This window comes from Mycobacterium gordonae, from assembly GCF_001417955.2.
GTDB classification, from domain to species: Bacteria; Actinomycetota; Actinomycetes; order Mycobacteriales; family Mycobacteriaceae; genus Mycobacterium; species Mycobacterium gordonae_B.
Window position 1 is genome coordinate 14,666 of sequence record NZ_LKTM01000361.1, and the last position, 16,813, is coordinate 31,478.

19 protein-coding genes and 1 tRNA gene are annotated in these 16,813 nt (G+C 67.1%); 8 read left to right on the forward strand and 12 right to left on the reverse strand.

Translation table 11 applies throughout. The features are described 5' to 3' along the window. Positions 1–59 precede the first annotated feature (59 nt). Complete coding sequence (locus tag AO501_RS28660) at positions 60–608, forward strand: TetR/AcrR family transcriptional regulator (RefSeq protein ID WP_055580960.1); 549 nt, start codon at positions 60–62, stop codon at positions 606–608. Between the two features lie 4 nt (positions 609–612). Here the strand turns inward: AO501_RS28660 and AO501_RS28665 are convergent, their stop codons facing one another. Beyond that, positions 613–1,092, reverse strand: coding sequence for a nitroreductase/quinone reductase family protein (locus tag AO501_RS28665; protein ID WP_082658900.1), 480 nt, complete (start codon positions 1,090–1,092; stop codon positions 613–615). Positions 1,093–1,170: 78 nt separating this feature from the next. Here AO501_RS28665 and AO501_RS28670 point away from each other — a divergent pair, with 78 nt between their 5' ends. Further along, positions 1,171–2,001: an LLM class F420-dependent oxidoreductase gene (locus tag AO501_RS28670; RefSeq protein WP_055580962.1), complete on the forward strand. Its 831-nt coding sequence runs from the start codon at positions 1,171–1,173 to the stop codon at positions 1,999–2,001. 86 nt (positions 2,002–2,087) lie between these two features. On the opposite strand, the gene AO501_RS28675 is transcribed toward AO501_RS28670, so the two are convergent. Together AO501_RS28675 and AO501_RS28680 are read right to left on the reverse strand one after the other, a co-directional pair. Then, positions 2,088–2,158 (reverse strand) — tRNA-Cys (locus AO501_RS28675). 65 nt (positions 2,159–2,223) lie between these two features. Beyond that, positions 2,224–3,066 (reverse strand): DUF1707 SHOCT-like domain-containing protein, encoded by an 843-nt coding sequence (locus tag AO501_RS28680; protein WP_063892951.1) that lies wholly within the window; start codon positions 3,064–3,066, stop codon positions 2,224–2,226. Between the two features lie 210 nt (positions 3,067–3,276). Between AO501_RS28680 and AO501_RS28685 the strand changes: the two genes are divergently transcribed. The 3 genes from AO501_RS28685 to AO501_RS28695 are packed head-to-tail and all read left to right on the forward strand — an operon-like array spanning position 3,277 to position 6,876. Further along, positions 3,277–5,820, forward strand: coding sequence for a SpoIIE family protein phosphatase (locus tag AO501_RS28685; RefSeq protein ID WP_055581081.1), 2,544 nt, complete (start codon positions 3,277–3,279; stop codon positions 5,818–5,820). Next, a complete protein-coding gene (locus AO501_RS28690; RefSeq protein WP_055580964.1) occupies positions 5,820–6,140 on the forward strand; it encodes an STAS domain-containing protein in 321 nt (106 codons plus the stop codon). The genes AO501_RS28685 and AO501_RS28690 overlap by 1 nt, the downstream gene beginning before the upstream one ends. Before the next feature lie 25 nt (positions 6,141–6,165). Continuing rightward, entirely contained in the window at positions 6,166–6,876 is a 711-nt protein-coding gene (locus tag AO501_RS28695) for a GAP family protein (protein WP_055580965.1), read from the forward strand. Positions 6,877–6,893: 17 nt separating this feature from the next. Here AO501_RS28695 and AO501_RS28700 read toward each other — a convergent pair whose 3' ends face one another. Beyond that, complete coding sequence (locus AO501_RS28700) at positions 6,894–7,724, reverse strand: alpha/beta hydrolase (RefSeq protein ID WP_055580966.1); 831 nt, start codon at positions 7,722–7,724, stop codon at positions 6,894–6,896. Positions 7,725–7,779: 55 nt separating this feature from the next. Further along, positions 7,780–8,169 carry a DUF732 domain-containing protein gene (locus AO501_RS28705; RefSeq protein WP_055580967.1) on the reverse strand — a complete coding sequence of 130 codons (390 nt, stop codon included), beginning with the start codon at positions 8,167–8,169 and terminating at the stop codon, positions 7,780–7,782. Between the two features lie 235 nt (positions 8,170–8,404). On the opposite strand from AO501_RS28705, the gene AO501_RS40400 reads away from it, so the two are divergent. Together AO501_RS40400 and AO501_RS28710 are read left to right on the forward strand one after the other, a co-directional pair. After that, positions 8,405–8,530, forward strand: coding sequence for a hypothetical protein (locus tag AO501_RS40400; RefSeq protein WP_269435193.1), 126 nt, complete (start codon positions 8,405–8,407; stop codon positions 8,528–8,530). Then, entirely contained in the window at positions 8,527–9,819 is a 1,293-nt protein-coding gene (locus tag AO501_RS28710; protein WP_055580968.1) for a DEAD/DEAH box helicase, read from the forward strand. Before AO501_RS40400 ends, AO501_RS28710 begins: the two co-directional genes overlap by 4 nt. A 19-nt stretch (positions 9,820–9,838) precedes the next feature. Here AO501_RS28710 and AO501_RS28715 read toward each other — a convergent pair whose 3' ends face one another. The 4 genes from AO501_RS28715 to AO501_RS28730 all read right to left on the reverse strand — a co-directional run bounded on the left by AO501_RS28715 (position 9,839) and on the right by AO501_RS28730 (position 14,180). Continuing rightward, positions 9,839–10,144 carry a hypothetical protein gene (locus AO501_RS28715; RefSeq protein WP_055580969.1) on the reverse strand — a complete coding sequence of 102 codons (306 nt, stop codon included), beginning with the start codon at positions 10,142–10,144 and terminating at the stop codon, positions 9,839–9,841. A gap of 273 nt (positions 10,145–10,417) precedes the next feature. After that, the gene (locus AO501_RS28720; protein ID WP_055580970.1) at positions 10,418–11,524 is read right to left on the reverse strand and encodes an NDMA-dependent alcohol dehydrogenase; all 1,107 of its coding nucleotides are present in this window, start codon (positions 11,522–11,524) and stop codon (positions 10,418–10,420) included. Further along, positions 11,521–12,792: a cytochrome P450 gene (locus tag AO501_RS28725; protein WP_055580971.1), complete on the reverse strand. Its 1,272-nt coding sequence runs from the start codon at positions 12,790–12,792 to the stop codon at positions 11,521–11,523. Before AO501_RS28725 ends, AO501_RS28720 begins: the two co-directional genes overlap by 4 nt. 101 nt (positions 12,793–12,893) lie before the next feature. Beyond that, positions 12,894–14,180, reverse strand: a complete 1,287-nt coding sequence (locus AO501_RS28730) for a sensor histidine kinase (RefSeq protein WP_231752637.1) — start codon at positions 14,178–14,180, stop codon at positions 12,894–12,896. Between the two features lie 36 nt (positions 14,181–14,216). On the opposite strand from AO501_RS28730, the gene AO501_RS28735 reads away from it, so the two are divergent. Continuing rightward, positions 14,217–14,891, forward strand: a complete 675-nt coding sequence (locus AO501_RS28735) for a response regulator transcription factor (RefSeq protein WP_055580973.1) — start codon at positions 14,217–14,219, stop codon at positions 14,889–14,891. Here the strand turns inward: AO501_RS28735 and AO501_RS28740 are convergent. The 3 genes from AO501_RS28740 to AO501_RS28750 form a co-directional block, all read right to left on the reverse strand. Continuing rightward, entirely contained in the window at positions 14,884–15,078 is a 195-nt protein-coding gene (locus tag AO501_RS28740) for a ferredoxin (RefSeq protein ID WP_055581082.1), read from the reverse strand. The genes AO501_RS28735 and AO501_RS28740 overlap by 8 nt on opposite strands. 108 nt (positions 15,079–15,186) lie before the next feature. Continuing rightward, a complete protein-coding gene (locus tag AO501_RS28745; RefSeq protein WP_055580974.1) occupies positions 15,187–15,888 on the reverse strand; it encodes a sensor domain-containing protein in 702 nt (233 codons plus the stop codon). A gap of 52 nt (positions 15,889–15,940) precedes the next feature. Further along, entirely contained in the window at positions 15,941–16,648 is a 708-nt protein-coding gene (locus AO501_RS28750; protein ID WP_055581083.1) for a GAF and ANTAR domain-containing protein, read from the reverse strand. Between the last annotated feature and the right edge of the window lie 165 nt (positions 16,649–16,813).

The window sequence follows — 16,813 nt, forward strand, 5'->3', positions numbered from 1 at the left end:
TACCGAGACGGTAGTAGACCAATCGGTATACTGCAACTGGTGAACCGACGGAGGAGACGATGACCGCTCGTGAGCGCCTGATTGCCAGCGCCATCGAGATGCTGCGCCGGCACGGGGTGGCCGGTACCGGTCTTGCCGAACTGCTCGAGCACAGCGGCACCGCCCGCCGGTCCGTCTATGTCAACTTTCCGGGCGGGAAATCGGAACTGATGACCGAGGCGACCCGAACGGCGGGCCGGCTCCTCGACTCGACACTCACGGTGCCGGACGGCGATGTCCGTGCCGCACTGGCGGCGTTCGTCGAGTCGTGGAAAGACACGCTGCGCACCAGCGACTACACCGCCGGATGCCCGGTGGTGGCGGCCGCGCTCGGACGCAGCGAGTCGCCGGCGGCCGCCGATGCCGCCGGTGAGGTGTTCACCTCATGGCAGCAGGTCATCGCCGATCGATTGCGCGACGAGGCGGTCGCAATGGACGAGGCCGAATCGTTGGCCACCACCATCGTGGCCGCCGTCGAGGGCGCCGTCATTCTGTGCCTGGCCGCCCGGTCTACCGACCCGCTGGACCGGACCGCACGGATGCTGGACCGGCTGGTGAGTCACGGCTAGTTACTTACCCCACGCGTCGGAGCATCACCACAGGGATCTCCCGGCTAGTTCGCTGCTGGTATTCGGTGAAGTACGGATACATCTCGACCAGCCGCTGCCACAACTCCGGGCGCCGCTCCGCCGGCGCGAGCTCCGCCTCGACGTTGAATCGTTCGTTGTGCACCTGTGCCACGGCGTGCGGATTGGCCTGCAGATTCAGCCACCACGCCGGGTCATTGTCGCTGCCGGCATAGGCGGCCGCGATCACGAACCGCTCGGCGTCGTTGATGTAGATCAGCGGAACCGTCTGCGGCTTACCGGTTCTGCGGCCCGTCACGGTGAGCAACATGGTCGGGTACCTGGGGTTCTGGGCTCTGCCCCGGGTCCATCGGTACATCGCCGCGTGCAGATTGCTGAACGTCCGGGTGACCGGCCGCATCGCGGGTCGGCTGAGTAGACGTCCGGCAGCGGAGAACGCTGCGGATGTTCGGGGCTGCCGAGTCATCGACGAAATCTCCTCTCTGGCCGAACACAGCCTAAGGTCGTTGTCAGGTGATACGAAGCCGACCGACAGGGGCAGCGGATGAAATTCGGGATCTCCACATTCGTCAATGACGACAGCATCGACACGGTGTCGCTGGCCCGGGCGATCGAAGAGCGCGGTTTCGAATCGCTGGTGATCGCCGAGCACACCCACATACCCACGAGCCGCGAGTCCGCTTATCCGCTCGGTGGGGAGTTGCCGAAGATCTACTACCGCACCCTCGATCCGTTCGTCACGCTGGCGGCGGCCGCGGCCGTGACGACCACGATCGAGCTCTTCACCGGAATCGCGTTGCTCATCCAGCGCGACCCGATCATCACGGCCAAGGAGGCCGCGAGCATCGACCTGATCTCGGGTGGTCGGTTCGTGTTCGGTGTGGGCGCCGGATGGAATCTCGAGGAGATGCGCGACCACGGCACCGACCCGAAGACGCGCGGCGCGCTGCTGGACGAGCGCATCGAGGCGATCAAGGTGCTGTGGACGGACGAGCCCGCCGAGTATCACGGCAAATACGTGGACTTCCCGCCGTCCTACATCCGGCCCAAGCCGGTGCGCCGGCCTCATCCGCCGATCTACATCGGCGGCAACTCCGACGCCACGATGAAGCGCGTGGTGCGGCATCAGGCCGGCTGGATCTCCAACCCGTTCCCGATCGAGGAAGTCACCCGCCGCGTCGAACAGTTGCGCGGCCTCGCCGGCCATGACGTTCCGCTGGCGATGTTCGGCACCCCCAACAACCTCGAATACTGGCGCGCGGCAGAGGATTTGGGCTTCGGCCAGCTCGCGTTGCTGCTGCCCACCAAACCGCGTGACGAGTCGTTGCGGTTGCTCGACGACTACGCGGCCCGGGTCGCGGAATACCGCGGCTGACGTCTCCACCGCGAGCAGACACAAAATCCCCGCGGAGCAGGCGTTCCAGGGTGACTTTGTGTCTGCTCGCCAGCAGGGGCGCGCAGAGCGAGTGACGGGATTCGAACCCGTGTGTACGGCTTTGCAGGCCGCTGCCTAGCCACTCAGCCACACCCGCGCGAACCCCTACGGTGCCAGTACGTACGGGTCGCGGCCCAGTGTTTACCTCGGGCAGATCGCTAACTATCGGCGTGGCCGGTCGATCTCGGTGACCGTGCCGTCCGCGGAGACCACGATCGATCCGCTGCGGCGGGTGTTGTCCGAGACGTGGATGTCGATGTACAGGCTGCCGTCCTTGCGGCTCTCGACCGCCAGGAAGGTCTGCGGCGCGTCGTACAACTGGAGGGTCTGCGGAGCGTCGTGCAACACGCCCAGCACTGCCTGCACGTCGAATTTGCCGAGGTCGCCGACGCCTGAGCCGGAGAAGGCGGCGGTGCTGGGTCCGCGGTTCGACCAGCTGCCGTCGCGCAGCATCCACTCCACGACGACGTGGGCGTTGGCGGTGTCGGGCCGCAGCACCACGACCTTGTCTTCGTAGATGTTGAGTTGGTAGCCGAGCGTGTCGCCGAATTGAGTGCGCATCTGCGCCAGCACGCCGGTCACCCCGCTCAGCGTCAGCAACTGCGGGGGCGCCGCGGGGGTGCTCGGCGGCGGCGCTGACGAAACGGTGATCGCCGCACTTGGTGACGACGTAGCTTGCGACGTCCGCGGCGCCGACGGGGAGTCGCTGCCGGACAGCCCCCAGGCGATCTGGATGCCGGCCGCGACGACCGCCAGCCCGACCAGCGCCAGCACCACGCGGCGTTTGTTGATCGACGCCGACGTGGACGTTCCGGGGGCCGCGGGGCGGATCTGCAAGTCCGTTACCAGGGCATGCAGCTGGCGCAAGGTGGTGGCCTTGGTCGCCGAGCTGACCCGCTGCCGGTGCTCCTCGGCCGACAGCTGGCCGTCATCGAGCGCCGCGTCGAGCACCTGACAGGTGTCGTTGCGGTCCTTGTCGGTTGCACGCGTGTTTTCGCTGGCCACGCCGAACATCGTAAGAGGGGCCAGGTATCTACCGGTCGCAAGTTTCAAGGCCCGCGCGGCCCGCCGAGCACCACCCCGGCCGAGTTTGCGGACCGGTGTTGGCGGGTAGGGGAGCGGGTGCTGTGATTGAACGTGCGGCACACGGGCACGGCGCACAACAACGGAAACCCGACGACTAGGCGCGAAAACTATGAACAACGACCGGCAGTCATCAGGCAGCGCGGGCGCCGGCTGGTGAGCGGAATCGACGAACAGCTCGACGAGCTGATAGCGGCTCGGGACCAACTGCAGCAATTGGTGCGGGTCATCGTCGAGATCGGGTCCGATCTGGACCTGGACATGACGTTGCACCGAATCGTCAACGGGGCGATGGAACTGACCGGCGCCAGGTACGGGTCGCTGGGATTACGGGCGAGCGACGGCTCTTTGTCCTCCTTCATCTACGAGGGGATCGGCGGCACCACATCTCAGCGGCTCGGGGACCTCCAGGTCGGTGAGGGCATCCGGGTGGATGATCTGACTGCGTTTCCCCAGTCCACGGCTCTTCAGGCGGACGATCCGCCGATCCGCGCGCTGCTGGCGATACCGATCACCGTTCGGGCCGCCGATTTCGGCAACCTGTATCTCGCTGACGACCGCCCCGGCCGGGTGTTCTCCGACTCGCAAGAGGGCGCGGTGCGGGCACTGGCCACGGCCGCGGCCGCCGCGATCGACAACGCGCGGCTCTTCGAGCGGGAGCGCGAAACCGCGAGGTGGACCAATGCCAGCCGCGAGATCACCACGGCGCTGCTGTCCGGCGACCCCCAGACCGGGCCGCTACAGCTCATCGTCAACCGGGCGCTGGAGTTGGCCGATGCCGAACAGGCGATTCTGTTGGTCCCCGGCGAGCCCGGTCTTCCCGCTTTCGAAGTGAACACCCTTGTGGTGGCCGCCACGGCGGGCCGGTACACCTCGCAGGTCGTCGGTCAGCAGGTGCCGATGGACGCCTCCACCACGGGCGGTGTGGCGCGCCGGGGCCTACCGCTGATCACCGACTCCTTCCAGTACCCGATCGAGGGTTTCACCGATGTCGGTGAGCGCTCGGCCATCGTCATACCGCTGGTCGCCGACGAGGCGGTGCTCGGTGTCATCGCAGTCGCGCGCGGCCCCCAACAACAGGCCTTCGGTAGTGACTACCTCGCGCTCGTCAGTGATTTCGCCCAGCATGCCGCTATCGCGCTGGCACTGGCGGCCGGACGCCAGCACGCGCTCAATCAGGAACTGGCACAAGCGGATTCGGTCGATGACGCGGTGCACGCGGCTGCCGAAGAACTGCGCCGGTTGTGGCGGGCGCGCCGCGTCCTGGCCGTCACCTTCCCGGCGCGCAGCGACGCCACCAAGTCCGTCGCCTACGGTGCGCCGCTGGTGGTCTCGGTCGGCGAGCCGGCGCGATGGGCGGACCTGTCGCCGGAGGAGCGCGACTTGCTCACCGCATTGCGCGACGGCGACCTGCTCACGCCCGACATCACGAAACCCGGGACCGCCGGCATCGCGCTGCAGCATCCCGAGGGGGTGCTCGTCGTCTGGATCGAACTGTCCGAGCGACGGCCGTTCACCCTCGAGGACCAGACCCTGCTCACCGTGCTGGCGGGCCGCCTCGGCCAGGGCCTGCAGCGGGTGCACCAGGTCGACCAGCAGCGGGAAACCGCCCTGGCGCTGCAACACGCCATTCTGGGACCCGCGGAGTTGCCGCACGGGTTCACCGTCCGATATCAGGCCGCCAGCCCGCCGCTACAGGTGGGCGGGGACTGGTACGACATCGTCGAACTGGACGACGGGCGCATCGCGTTGATCGTCGGGGACTGCGTCGGCCACGGCCTGGCCGCCGCAACCGTGATGGGGCAGGTACGCAGCGCGTGCCGCGCATTGCTGTTCGACAACTCCAGCCCCAGCGCCGTACTCGCCGGGATGGACCGGTTCGCCGCGCGGCTGCCCGGCGCACCGTGTACCACCGCCGTCTGCGTGGTGCTCAACCCCGACACCGGTGAACTGGTGTATTCCAGCGCCGGCCACCCCCCGCCGATTGTCGTCGACGCCGACGGAACCATCCGGAAACTAGACGACGGCCGCACCATCGCCCTGGGGATGCGGCCCGGCTGGCCACGCACCGATGCCCACGCGACGATGCCCGCACGCGCCACTCTGGCCCTCTACACCGACGGCCTGGTCGAACGGCGGCGCGTGCCGATCGAGAACGGTATCGCCCGCGCCGCCGGATTCATCCAGGACGGCCGCGCCAGCGAACTTGACGGACTGGCAAACCAGATCATGTCCGGCCTCGCCCCGAGCGACGGTTATCAGGACGACGTCGTCCTCATGCTCTACCGCCATCCGGCGCCGCTGGAGATGACGTTTCCCGCAGACCCGGAGAACCTCGCGGCGTCTCGCTCCGCGCTCCGCAACTGGTTGTCGCGCGCCCGGCTGGACCAGGATCAGGCGGCGAAGGTGCTGCTGGCCGCCGGAGAGGCCGTCGCCAACGCCATCGAGCACGGCCATCGGCACAGCCCGGGCGGCACCGTGACGCTCGGCGCGACGGCACTGGACGACCAGGTGCAGCTCACGATCACCGACAGCGGCTCCTGGAAGACGCCGGATCCGGATTCCTACCCGCGGCGTGGCCGGGGGATCAAGCTCATGCGCGCGCTCATGCACGAGGTCACGATCGCCTACGACAACGCCGGAACCACGGTTCATCTATCCGCGAGGATCTCCTGATGCCCACGTCACTCACCCTGGACACCGCCCGCGGAAACGATGGCGAATTCGTGCTGTCGGCAGTGGGTGAAATCGATTTGAGCAATGTCGACGCGTTCGACCGGGCGCTGACCACCGCCGCGAACGAGGCGGCGGGCCGTGACCAGAAACTCACCGTCGACCTCAGCGCCGTCGAATACCTGGACAGCGCCGCAATCAACGCGCTGTTCAACCAGGCCGACCACATCCACCTGATTGCGCATCCGCTGCTGATGTCCATTCTCTCCATGTGCGGGCTCACCGAACTGGTCACCACCGAACCGGCACCGGCAGGGCACTGAGCTCCTAGCGCCTCACCAGAACGCTATGTGGATTCCCATCTTGGTGATGGCTCTGGCAGTGAGCCTCGAACCGTTCCGGATCGGCATGACGGTGTTGATGCTGAACAGGCCCAGACCGGTGCTGCAGTTGGGTGCGTTTCTGTGTGGCGGCTTCTCGATGGGCGTCTCGGTGGGTCTGGTCGTCATTTTCGTCTTCCGGCGACGGCTGGTGGCTTCCGCGCACCTCACCCTGCCGACCGTTCAGGTCCTGATCGGCGGGCTGGCGGTCGTGGTGGCCGCGGTACTGGCTGTGCGGGTCGTGGTGGAGCGCTTCCGGCCCGGGCGCCCGGTGGACGGCGACGTCGTCGGGCGCGGCGACCCAGCCGAGCGCGAAACCTATGTCCGCCGGCTGCACATGTGGGTTCGACAGCTGCTGACCGGACGGCAGTTGTGGGTCGCCGCGTTGGCCGGTCTCGGGATCGCGCTCCCGTCGGTGGACTACCTGGCCGCGCTGGCCGTCATCCTTGCCTCGGGTGCGGCGGCCACCGACCAGGTTGGTGCGCTGCTGCTCTACAACGTCGTTGCCTTTGCGTTGGTTGAGGTTTCGCTACTCGCGTATCTGCTGGCTCCGGGTACCACGCGCCGATCTCTGACCGCCCTGAACACCTGGGTCGGCTCACGGCGCCGCGTGGAAGTCGCCGCCCTGCTCCTGTTCGTCGGCCTGGTCCTGATCGGCGCGGGCGTCGCGGGCTCCTGATACGCCGCCGGCCCGCCTCATCGATCGAGCACGCCTTCGAGCAAGTCAACGTAGCGGCCCGGGTCGGAAAGAACGGCGGCGTGCCCGAGTTGTCCGAGACTGACGACCCGTGGACGGCGTCCGAACATCCGCTCATACCTCGGAATGTCGCGGTCGCTCTGCGTCGGATCGTTCTCCGCGCTCAGGACGATCACCTCGCCCTGCCACCCGCGCAATGCCGCCGGATTGACCGTGCCGGACCGGATCAGATCCGCGGCGACGGCGAAGTGGGACACCACGTCGGCCCGGCGCAGCTTCTCGCGCAGCAGGAAGCGAATCGTTCCTGCCAGCTGGGCCGCTTCCGCAGGCGGCAGTTGGTGAGCAAGTCTGCCCAACCCGGCGGCCAGCAGGTCCTTCAATACCGGTTCGGGCAGCACGCGCGCGAGCAGCGTGGCCACTCTGGCGGCCACCAGCCAGGGGCGGGCGTACGTTGCGGGACCCGAACTTGAGAGCACGAGTCGCGTGACGGCCTGCGGGCGGTGAGCCAGATAGGCCTGCGCCAGCATGCCGCCGTACGACTGGCCTATAACTGTGACGGCCTCGACGGCTTCGCTGCGCAGCATTTCGTCGAAGGCAGCCATGAAATCGGCGATGGAAAGGGCCGGCGCATAATCCGGCGCTATGACGGTGTGACGTCCGGCAAGTTGCTCGAGAAACGCTGAGGCCACCGCGGCCCGGCGCAGACCGCCGGTCAACCAGAGCACCGGTGTGCCCGCACCGAGCCGGTAGTAGGACCATGGAATATCCCGGACCACCACGTGCTTTCCATGCTGGCGTGCGAAGCGCTCCATCTCGTCTGAAACGGTCATGGGTGCCACCAATCATGCTGCGCGGCAGCGCTGTATCGCAACGCCGAGCGCCGGCTCACTCCACCGGGATGTTCGGCACCACCGGCTCACCGATGGCCGCGTTGTACTGCGGGCAGTACGCCAGCGTCGCCGCATTCACAATGTTCAACGCCGTTCCCTCGTCTCCGGTTACCGAGCCGGTGCCCAGACCGATGGTCTCGACCCCGTTGCCGGCCACCACGATGTTGGCGGCCTGCAGGTCGGTCTGGCCCTGGGCCCTGGCATCGCAGACCTGTTGGGCCAGCGGGATTATCGCCCGTGCCGCGCTTTCTGACGTCGGGGGAGTGAAAACGCGCGTCATGTAGTCGACGAAGAAGGTCTCGCCGCTTCCCGGCCCCGGCTCGGCGGAGGCCGCCGGGGCCATCGCGATCGCCACCAACGCCAGACCCGCTACAACCCCGCTCACTCTGCCCGACACCGCGCCTCCAGCTGTCTCTGCACAATTGCCAGGCGAAAGTAGCACCGCCGGGCCGATGAGCGGGCCGATTCGCGCTGCATTAGGGGCTCACGCGTCGGTGAGATAGACTGTCTTCAACGTTGGCCCTCCATCATTACCGCCAACACGTCGTGGAACGTTCCTCATCCCCCCGGCGCCGGCCCGAAATTCGTGGCTCAGCGCGTCGCGTCCAGATGATCCGTGCATGAAGCACTACGGTCTCGCGGCGATCGATTTTGCCCACCGGCAATCTCGCCAGCTTGTGCCGGCTCTGCGCGAACCCCTCGCGACGATCCGGGGCACCCGATGCCTGAAAGGCACCGAAAAATGAATCCTGACAAGACCTTTGCCGACCTCGGCGTGAGCACACCGCTGATCGGCGTGCTCGCTGCCGCCGGCATCACCGCCCCTTTCCCGATCCAGGTCCAGACCCTGCCCGACACGCTCGCCGGGCGGGATGTGCTCGGACGCGGCAAGACCGGCAGCGGAAAGACGCTCGCCTTCTCGATTCCGTTGGTCAGCAGGCTCTCTCCGGCCAACCGGCGCCCGTCGCGGCCGTCGGGTTTGGTGTTGGCACCCACCCGTGAACTGGCGACCCAGATCACCGCGACGCTGGAACCCCTGGCCGCCGCCCGCAAACTGCGCGTCACCACCATCTTCGGCGGCGTATCGCAGAACCGGCAGGTAGCCGCCCTGCAATCCGGCGTCGACATCGTGGTGGCCTGCCCGGGCCGGCTTGAAGACCTGATGAAACAGCGGTTGATCAACCTGGACGCCATCGAGATCACCGTCATCGACGAAGCCGACCACATGGCCGACCTCGGGTTCCTGCCCGGCGTCACCCGCATCCTCGCCGCCACACCGGCCGGAGGCCAGCGCCTGCTGTTCTCCGCCACCCTCGACAACGGCGTCGACAAACTCGTCAACCGGTTCCTGCGCGATCAGGTGCTGCACTCGGTGGACGAGTTGAACGCACCGGTGTCCGCGATGACCCACCATGTGTTCCATGTCGCCGGCGCCGAAGCCAAGAAGGAACTCGTACACCGGCTGGCCTCGGGCAGCGGACGCCGAATCCTGTTCATGCGCACCAAACATCACGCCCGTCGGCTCGCCAAACAGCTCACCGATGCCGGTATCCCGTCAGTTGACCTGCACGGCAACCTTTCTCAGCCGGCACGCGACCGCAATCTCGCCGCTTTCACCACCGGTGAGGCCAGGGTCCTGGTGGCCACCGACATCGCCGCGCGCGGCGTGCACGTCGACGAGGTCGAACTGGTGGTGCACATCGATCCGCCCGCTGAGCACAAGGCCTATCTGCATCGCTCGGGGCGCACCGCACGGGCCGGCAACGCGGGCGACGTGGTCACTCTGGTGCTGCCCGAGCAGCGCACCGACACCCGCGCGTTGCTGCGCAAGGCCGGCATCCGGGTCGAGCCGCGACACGTGACCGCCGACTCCGCCGAGGTGCAGGCGTTGGTCGGAGAGGTCGCACCGTACCGCGCTCCCGCCCCGAAAACCACTGCGCCGCAACCCGCTAAGCCGGCCAGGCGACGCGGGCCGGGTGCCGCGGGGCAACGGCGTCATCGCCGGTCGGGCGAGCTGCAACGAACCGCCCGCTGAACGGCGATGGTCTCGGGGATCAGGCGGGCTCGCACTCCGGGATCGTGATGTTCTTCAGCTTGAGCTCGTCACAGTAGGCCTGAAAGTCCCTGCCCTGCTGCTCGTCTTCGGCGATCTGGTTCTCCAGGCCGCAGGTGTTGTTCAGCAGGCAGGGATCCTCCGGCGTCGCCGTGATCGAAGTCGGCCCACCGCCGAGCGTCTGGGCCTCCACTGCGCCGAAACTGACTGCCACGCCACCGATCACCGCGGCGACCCAGATCAACCGGATCGGCCGGCGTGCGCGCCGAAGGCGCGACTGCGCAGGCGCTGACTTTTCCTCGAACATCTACCACTCCTTGATAGTGACGGGCCAATCTGGCGTTTCCAGACGAGTCGGCGTCGCCGCCGCGGCACCAACTTTCGGGATCGTAGCTGCTCAGGCGCCAAACCGCCTGTCATAATCGACCCATATGCAACTATTGCATAAGGCACTAATTGCGGTCAAGGACGTCTTCCCGCCGGGGCGGCATCAGCGGAACTCGTCGACCAGACATCGCACCGACTCTGCCGCGTGCACCGTTGCGCGGGCTAGCGTCGCAAGTCCCTTCATCGCCCGGAATCAGAAGCGGATCAACCCGCGCAGGTTCACCCCGGCGTGCATGTCCGCATAGCCCTCGTTGATCTCCTCGAGCGGGTATTCCCGTGTCACCAGTTCGTCGAGCTTCAGCCGCCCGGCCCGGTACAGGTCGAGCATCCGGGGAATGTCGCGGCGTGGGTTCGATGAGCCGAAAAGTGAACCACGCAACTGCTTTTCGTACAGCGTGAGATCGAACAGCGACATGGCGACACTGGTGTCGGTGGGGTGGGGGATGGCGGTCATCACCACTCGGCCGCGCTTGCCGACCAGGCTCAGAGCCTGTGCCACATAGGCGCCCTCGGCCGAGTCGGTGCTGACCACGCAGACGTCGGCCAGCTGCCCGCGGGTCAGGTCGGTGACAAGTGCCAGCGCTTCGTCGACGGTCGCCGCCGTGTGGGTGGCGCCGAATTCCAGGGACCGGTTGCGTTTGTACTCGACCGGGTCGAGCGCGACGATGACGCGGGCGCCGGCGATGCGGGCCCCCTGAACGGCGTTCATGCCGATACCGCCGACCCCCATGACCACCACGGTGTCGCCGTCACGCGCCTCACCCGTGCGCACCATGCTGCCGTAACCGGTGGTGACCCCGCATCCGACCAGCGCGGCGGTATCCAGTGCGGTGCCGGGGTCAACCTTGATGATCGAGGCCATCGGGACCACCGTGTACTCGGAAAAGGTTCCCAGCACGCACATCTGGCCCAGCCCTTGACCTCTGGCGTGGAACCGGAAGGTTCCGTCGAGCTGCGGCCCGGCGATGATCGCCGCGCCCAGCACGCACAGGTTGCTCATCCCGCGCGCGCATGGTTCGCACCGGCCGCAGGCCGGAATGAAGCTCAACACCACCGAATCACCTTCGGCCACCTCGGTGACGCCCGGGCCGACCTCGACCACCACCCCGGCGCCCTCGTGCCCACCGACCACCGGCAACTGCATGGGCATGTCGCCGGTGATCAGATGATCGTCGGAGTGACACAGTCCGCTGGCCGTCAGCTTGACCAGAACCTCGTTCTGCCTGGGCCCGTCGAGGTCGACCTCTTCGATCTCCCACTTCTGGTGCAGGCCCCACAACACCGCGGCTTTGGTCTTCATCGTTCCGGCGTCCAGGTCGCGGGCAGGCTGTTGATGCCGTTGATGAAGTTGGCCAGCGCATACTGCGGCTCCGGCGCCGAGATGTCGGGAATGCGGGTGTAGACCTCGGTGAGCAGCGCCTTGAGCATGGTGCGGGCCAGCGCGGCGCCGAGGCAGAAGTGCGGGCCACCGCCCCCGAAAGCAATGTGCGGGTTAGGGTTTCGCAGGATATTGAAGGTGTGCGGATCGTCGAAGACGTCTTCGTCGCGATTGCCGGAGTAGTACCACAGCACCACCTTGTCGCCGGCCTTGATCTCCGCGTCGCGCACAGTGATATCGCGGGTGGCGGTGCGGCGCATGTGGAGCAACGGTGATCCCCAGCGCAGCACCTCCTCCACCGCAGTGCCGACCCGTCCCTCGACGTCCTCGGCCAGCAACGCGCGCTGGTCGGGAAACTTGGACAGGGCGGCGATCGCGTGCGCCGAGGCATGTCGGGTGGTGTCGTTGGACGCCACGCCCATCAGGACGAAGAAGGCCCGCAATTCGTCGTCGGTCATCTTCTTGCCGTCGAACTCGGCCTGCACCATCCAGGTCATCAGGTCGTCACCGGGATTGGCCCGCCGTTGCGGGATCAGCTCGGACGCCACCGCATGCAGATCCAGCACGGCCCCCATGAACAGTTCCAGTTCGCTCTGCTCGCCGCGAATGTTCGGGTCGGTCCACCCCACCAGTCGCTGCGCGGCGGTGACGGCCTTGTCGCGCAGATCGCCCTCGGGCAGGCCGAAGAAACTGCCGAAGATGCGGCCGGGCAGCTTCACCGACACCAGTTGGACGAAATCACCTTCGCCCAGGTGAGCCATTTCGCTCACCAGATCGTGGGCGTGGCCGCGGATCCAGCCCTCCAGTCGGCGCACGTTCTTGGGCTTGAACGCCTCGGTTGTGATGCCGCGCAACTGGGTGTGCCGCGGCGCGTCCATCGCGATGAACGACTGCGCGATTTCGACCGCTTCGGGGGCGAAGTCCTCCATGGTGATGCCCTGGGCCGAGGAGAAGATCTCGGGGTGGCGGCTGGCCATCCGGATGTCGTCCTGCTTGGTCAGCGACCAGAAGCCCCGGTTGTTGAGTTCGGGAGGCAGCAGGTCCGATTCAGCCGGCCGGCTCCAGGGCACCGGGTTCTCGGCACGCAACACGGCGAAGGCGGCGTCGCGCTCTTCGGGCGGCTTGGCCCAGAACGCACGCGCGCTCAGGTCGATGTCCTTGTGGGTGGGGTTGGTGGTGGGTGCGGTCATCCGAGGGTCCCTTTCTCGCCCGATGGCCCCAATGGTGGTCAGCCGGGGGCGGCGACGGCACCGGCGCGCGTGCCAACTAGTGGCCTGCGTGGGCCAACGAGTCAGACTGCCGGCGCGCGGAGGGTGGCGACGAGTCCGCCGCCGGCGCGTGCGGCGAAGTCGACCCGCCCGCCCATCGCCTCGACGATCTGCTGGACGATCCACAGGCCGAGGCCCGCGGTACCGCGCTGGCCGCCCCGACTGACGTATTTGGTGGTCAGCTCGCCCAGGCTGTCGGCCGGGATGCCCGGACCACGGTCGGCGACGGTGATGACCAACTCGTCGCCTTCGTGTGTGCACCTGACATCCACCGGTTCGTCGCGGCCGTGCCGGGCGGCGTTCTCGAGCAGATTGGTCAGGACCCGCCGCAGCGCCTGTGCGTCCACCGAAACGGCGCCGACGTCGGCGTTCACCTGGAGGCGCGGCGGCCCCAGGCCGACGGAGTCGGCGGCGGCGAGGATCAGGTCGGCGATGTCGACGCGGCGTACCCTGCCCGTCGAGAATGTCGGGCGACGACTCAACGCGACGTCGGACAGGGCGTCGAGCATGTCGCCGAGGTGGCGCACGTGCCGCGCGACCAGGTGCAGACTGGCTTCCCGGTCACCCTCGGACATCGGCCGCGGGGAAGTGAGCGCTTCGGTCAGTGCCTCCAAAGATGCTACCGGCGTGCGGAATTCGTGCACCAGAACCTGCAGTCCGTCCTGCTGAGATTGGTAGGAGCGCAGCAGGCGCGCCCGCAGGTCGCGTTCCTCCTCAGCGGCGGCATGCTCGGCTTCGGCTTCGACCAGCGCCGTCAGCCGCGAGCGGTGCTCGCGTTCGGCCAGCGCGGACAACCCGGCGGTGATGATCGCGACGAACAACAGATAGAGCGCCGACCAGCCGGCCAACAGCGCCGGTGCGGCGGTCACCGGCTGTCGCGGTGACGCGGTCAACGCCACCGGGACATAGGCCGCCCCTAAAAGCACTGCGGCAAACAGGGTTTCGATCAGCGACAGGCGCGCCGCCGAGGCGATGACGGCCAGCGCCAGCACCGACACCACCGGGCTGTACACGCCACCGCTCAACGCGATGAGCGCGAGGGTGAACGCCGAGTCGAAAGCGGTGACCAGCCACGCGTACCGGGTGCGGCGGACCTCCAGCTGCGGATAGGCCATCAACCCGGCCGCGTAGGCCATCGCGGCGCCGAGCACCACCACCGTGGCCGCGGTGTGCTCCCGGACCCAGTACGGTCCGATCGCCAACAGCGCACCGATCGAGATCACCACCGCCACCCGTACCGCCACCACGGTGCGGGCCAGACCGTAGTCCTGGCCCCCGAAGTCCGTCCTGAGTCGATCGAGCGGTCTCACCCGGCTGACCATAGGGTTTGGTCTAGCATCACGGCAATGACCCGCTCGCCGTATGTGGTGGTCATCGTCGACGACCACGAGCTGTTCGCGCAGGGCCTGGCCCTGTTGCTGACCCGCGAGTGGGGTGAACTGTTCACCGTCGGCGGCCAGACGACGTACGTCGAGGAGGCCGCCGACCTGGTGGCGCGGTGCAAGGCTGACGTGGCGATCATCGACCTGTCCATGCCGCCGCTGGGCGGCGTGGCCGCGATCCGGCACATCAAGGACCGCCAACCCGGCACCCGGATTCTGGCGCTGTCCGGGACTGACGATCTCGGCCTGGCCGAGGAAGCGTTGCGCGCCGGCGCCGACGGGTTCCTGCCCAAGACCGCGCGTCCGGAGGCGCTGGCCGGGCCGCTGTGGACGATCGCCGAAGGATTGCGGGTGATCGACGGCGTGTTGCTCGATGCGCTGCTGAGCAACACCCGCAAGCCGCCGCCGGCGCTGCTGAACAGTCTGAGCGCCCAGGACCTTCGGCTCTGGACGCTGCTGGCGACCGGTATGGAAACCGGCGATATCGCCCAGCGCATGCTGGTCTCGGAGCGCACCGCCAAACGCATGGTCGCCGCGCTGCTGCACAAACTCGGTGTCACCAACCGCATTGCCGCTGCCGCGCTGGCCGGACGGTTCGGGGTCCTGGACGAGGCCGCCGAAACCGACCGGCTCAGTTGAGGATTCGGATCGCCTGCGCGGGACACATGGCGGCCGCTTGAATCACCAACGCGCGCTGGGCTTCCGGCGGATCCGGGTCGAGCACCACTACCTGATCGGCGCCGTCCGGAAGATCGAACACCTCCGGTGCGGCCAGCAGGCACTGGCCGTGGCCCTCGCACACCTGGTAGTCGACAGTGACGTGCATGAACACCTCCGGATTTCCTGACTGCCACCGAGTATCCGCGCCGCAGCCGATGCGGTGGACGGTCCGTCCGCGCCAGAAGTGGCCTGTGCGGGCCAGATAACCCGAAACCTACGACCGTGAGTTCAGCAGCTCGTTGATCTTCTTGAGCCGCTTGGTCACCAACGTCCCGATATCCACCGAGCGGTCCGGCGAACAGGTCACGATCTCCGAGACGACGTTGGCTTTGGCCAGTACCGCGAATTGGCAAATCCATTGCTGGCCAGACAGATTCGTCGACCACTGGGCAGCCTCGGGCGGACTCTGGGTCAACGGCGCCGGGTTCACCGTCATCTTGTGGCCGTCGTCGCCCCAGGCGGTGACCGGATGCTGACACCCGGACACTGTCTTGCGAATCGAGTCGAGGAACGCGGCGGCGTCGAAGTTCGCGGGATAGGTGGCCGCCACCTCCAGCAGTTGGTGCTGGTCGGTTCGGTGGTCCTGCTGGGTGCGGGCCTCGCGGCCGGTGTAGTTCGTCGGGAACAGGGGATAGCGGCCGAACGCGACGACGCCGTGGCACTCGGCCGGATCGGCGCCGATGAACAGCGCCGACTGCATGTCGTCCTCAATCAGCGGGCTACCGGCCACTGCCGAATAGGATCCGGACGGTGTCAGCAGATCTTCGAGTTGGGACGGCTGGATAGGCCCGCCCGACGATGGCCCCCTCGCCGCCGCCCTCGGACTGCCGTCGACAACGCTGGTGCAACCGGAAAGTGCCACGCAGCAGGCAACCAGCAGCCCCATCGCAGCACCCGAGCCGGCGTCACGCACCATCCCAGCATCCCTGAACCGACCGCCGTCCGCGCGGGAAGGTGACTCTTGATCGTCAGAAGTCGCTCAAGTTGCTCAGGCTCGTCACCTGGTGCGCCACGTCGATCAGCTTGGTGTTTCGTTCCTGCGAGAGGCGTTTGAGCAGTTCGAAGGCCTGTACGGCATCGATGTTGAACCGGGCCATGAGGATGCCCTTGGCCTGGCCGATGATGTCGCGGCTGGCCAGCGCACTGAGAAAATGGTCCTCGCGACGCACCGTGTCCCAGGCCAGCGCGGCATGGGTGGCCAGGACATAGCCGATCTCTTCGGCCGCCTCGTCGAAGGCATAGGGCTTGTCCGAGTACAGATTCAGAGCACCCATCGTGTGTTCGGAGGCGAACAACCGAAACGACAGAATCGACACGATGGGCGTGGCGGCCAGCGCGTCACGCCGGTAGTTCGGCCAGCGTTTGTCGTTCGTGAGATCGTCGATCCGGACGGTGTGCTGGTGCCAGGCTGCGATGAAACAGGGGCCTTCTTTGTAGCGCTGCTGGATGTCGTCGAGCAGGACGGGATAGGCGTGGGTCGTCGCGGGCGTGTCGATATCACCGGAGGGTGTTGCCAGTGTGATTCCCGCGTACTCTGCGCCGGCCACCGCGTAGACGGCGTACTCGACTATGCGTTGAGCGACGGTGTCCGCGGCGTCCGACGGGCTGCCGTGCAGACTTCGGGCAAGATCGGCAATGCGGTGATGGACGTCCGTGCCGCGAGCGTGCTCAGTCAGCTCTCGTCCCCCTGGATAGATGTCGTTCACCACGAAGATATCGCCGGAGACGTTGCTGGTGGGGCCGCTAAGCGAATGTGCGCGTGACTTTTGGCTTCGCGTAGTGGACACTGGGAGACACGATCGGCTCAACCACGATGCCGTGTGGTTATTTGCCGACTGAAA

Bases quoted from the DNA above. Each gene is read 5' to 3' on its own strand.
- AO501_RS28700 (WP_055580966.1), bottom strand. From the start codon at position 7,724: ATGACCGTTTCAGACGAGATGGAGCGCTTCGCACGCCAGCATGGAAAG.
- AO501_RS28735 (WP_055580973.1), top strand. From the start codon at position 14,217: ATGACCCGCTCGCCGTATGTGGTGGTCATCGTCGACGACCACGAGCTG.
- AO501_RS28710 (WP_055580968.1), top strand. From the start codon at position 8,527: ATGAATCCTGACAAGACCTTTGCCGACCTCGGCGTGAGCACACCGCTG.
- AO501_RS28715 (WP_055580969.1), bottom strand. From the start codon at position 10,144: ATGTTCGAGGAAAAGTCAGCGCCTGCGCAGTCGCGCCTTCGGCGCGCA.
- AO501_RS28720 (WP_055580970.1), bottom strand. From the start codon at position 11,524: ATGAAGACCAAAGCCGCGGTGTTGTGGGGCCTGCACCAGAAGTGGGAG.
- AO501_RS40400 (WP_269435193.1), top strand. From the start codon at position 8,405: ATGAAGCACTACGGTCTCGCGGCGATCGATTTTGCCCACCGGCAATCT.
- AO501_RS28665 (WP_082658900.1), bottom strand. From the start codon at position 1,092: ATGACTCGGCAGCCCCGAACATCCGCAGCGTTCTCCGCTGCCGGACGT.
- AO501_RS28740 (WP_055581082.1), bottom strand. From the start codon at position 15,078: ATGCACGTCACTGTCGACTACCAGGTGTGCGAGGGCCACGGCCAGTGC.
- AO501_RS28695 (WP_055580965.1), top strand. From the start codon at position 6,166: ATGTGGATTCCCATCTTGGTGATGGCTCTGGCAGTGAGCCTCGAACCG.
- AO501_RS28690 (WP_055580964.1), top strand. From the start codon at position 5,820: ATGCCCACGTCACTCACCCTGGACACCGCCCGCGGAAACGATGGCGAA.
- AO501_RS28725 (WP_055580971.1), bottom strand. From the start codon at position 12,792: ATGACCGCACCCACCACCAACCCCACCCACAAGGACATCGACCTGAGC.
- AO501_RS28660 (WP_055580960.1), top strand. From the start codon at position 60: ATGACCGCTCGTGAGCGCCTGATTGCCAGCGCCATCGAGATGCTGCGC.
- AO501_RS28670 (WP_055580962.1), top strand. From the start codon at position 1,171: ATGAAATTCGGGATCTCCACATTCGTCAATGACGACAGCATCGACACG.
- AO501_RS28745 (WP_055580974.1), bottom strand. From the start codon at position 15,888: ATGGTGCGTGACGCCGGCTCGGGTGCTGCGATGGGGCTGCTGGTTGCC.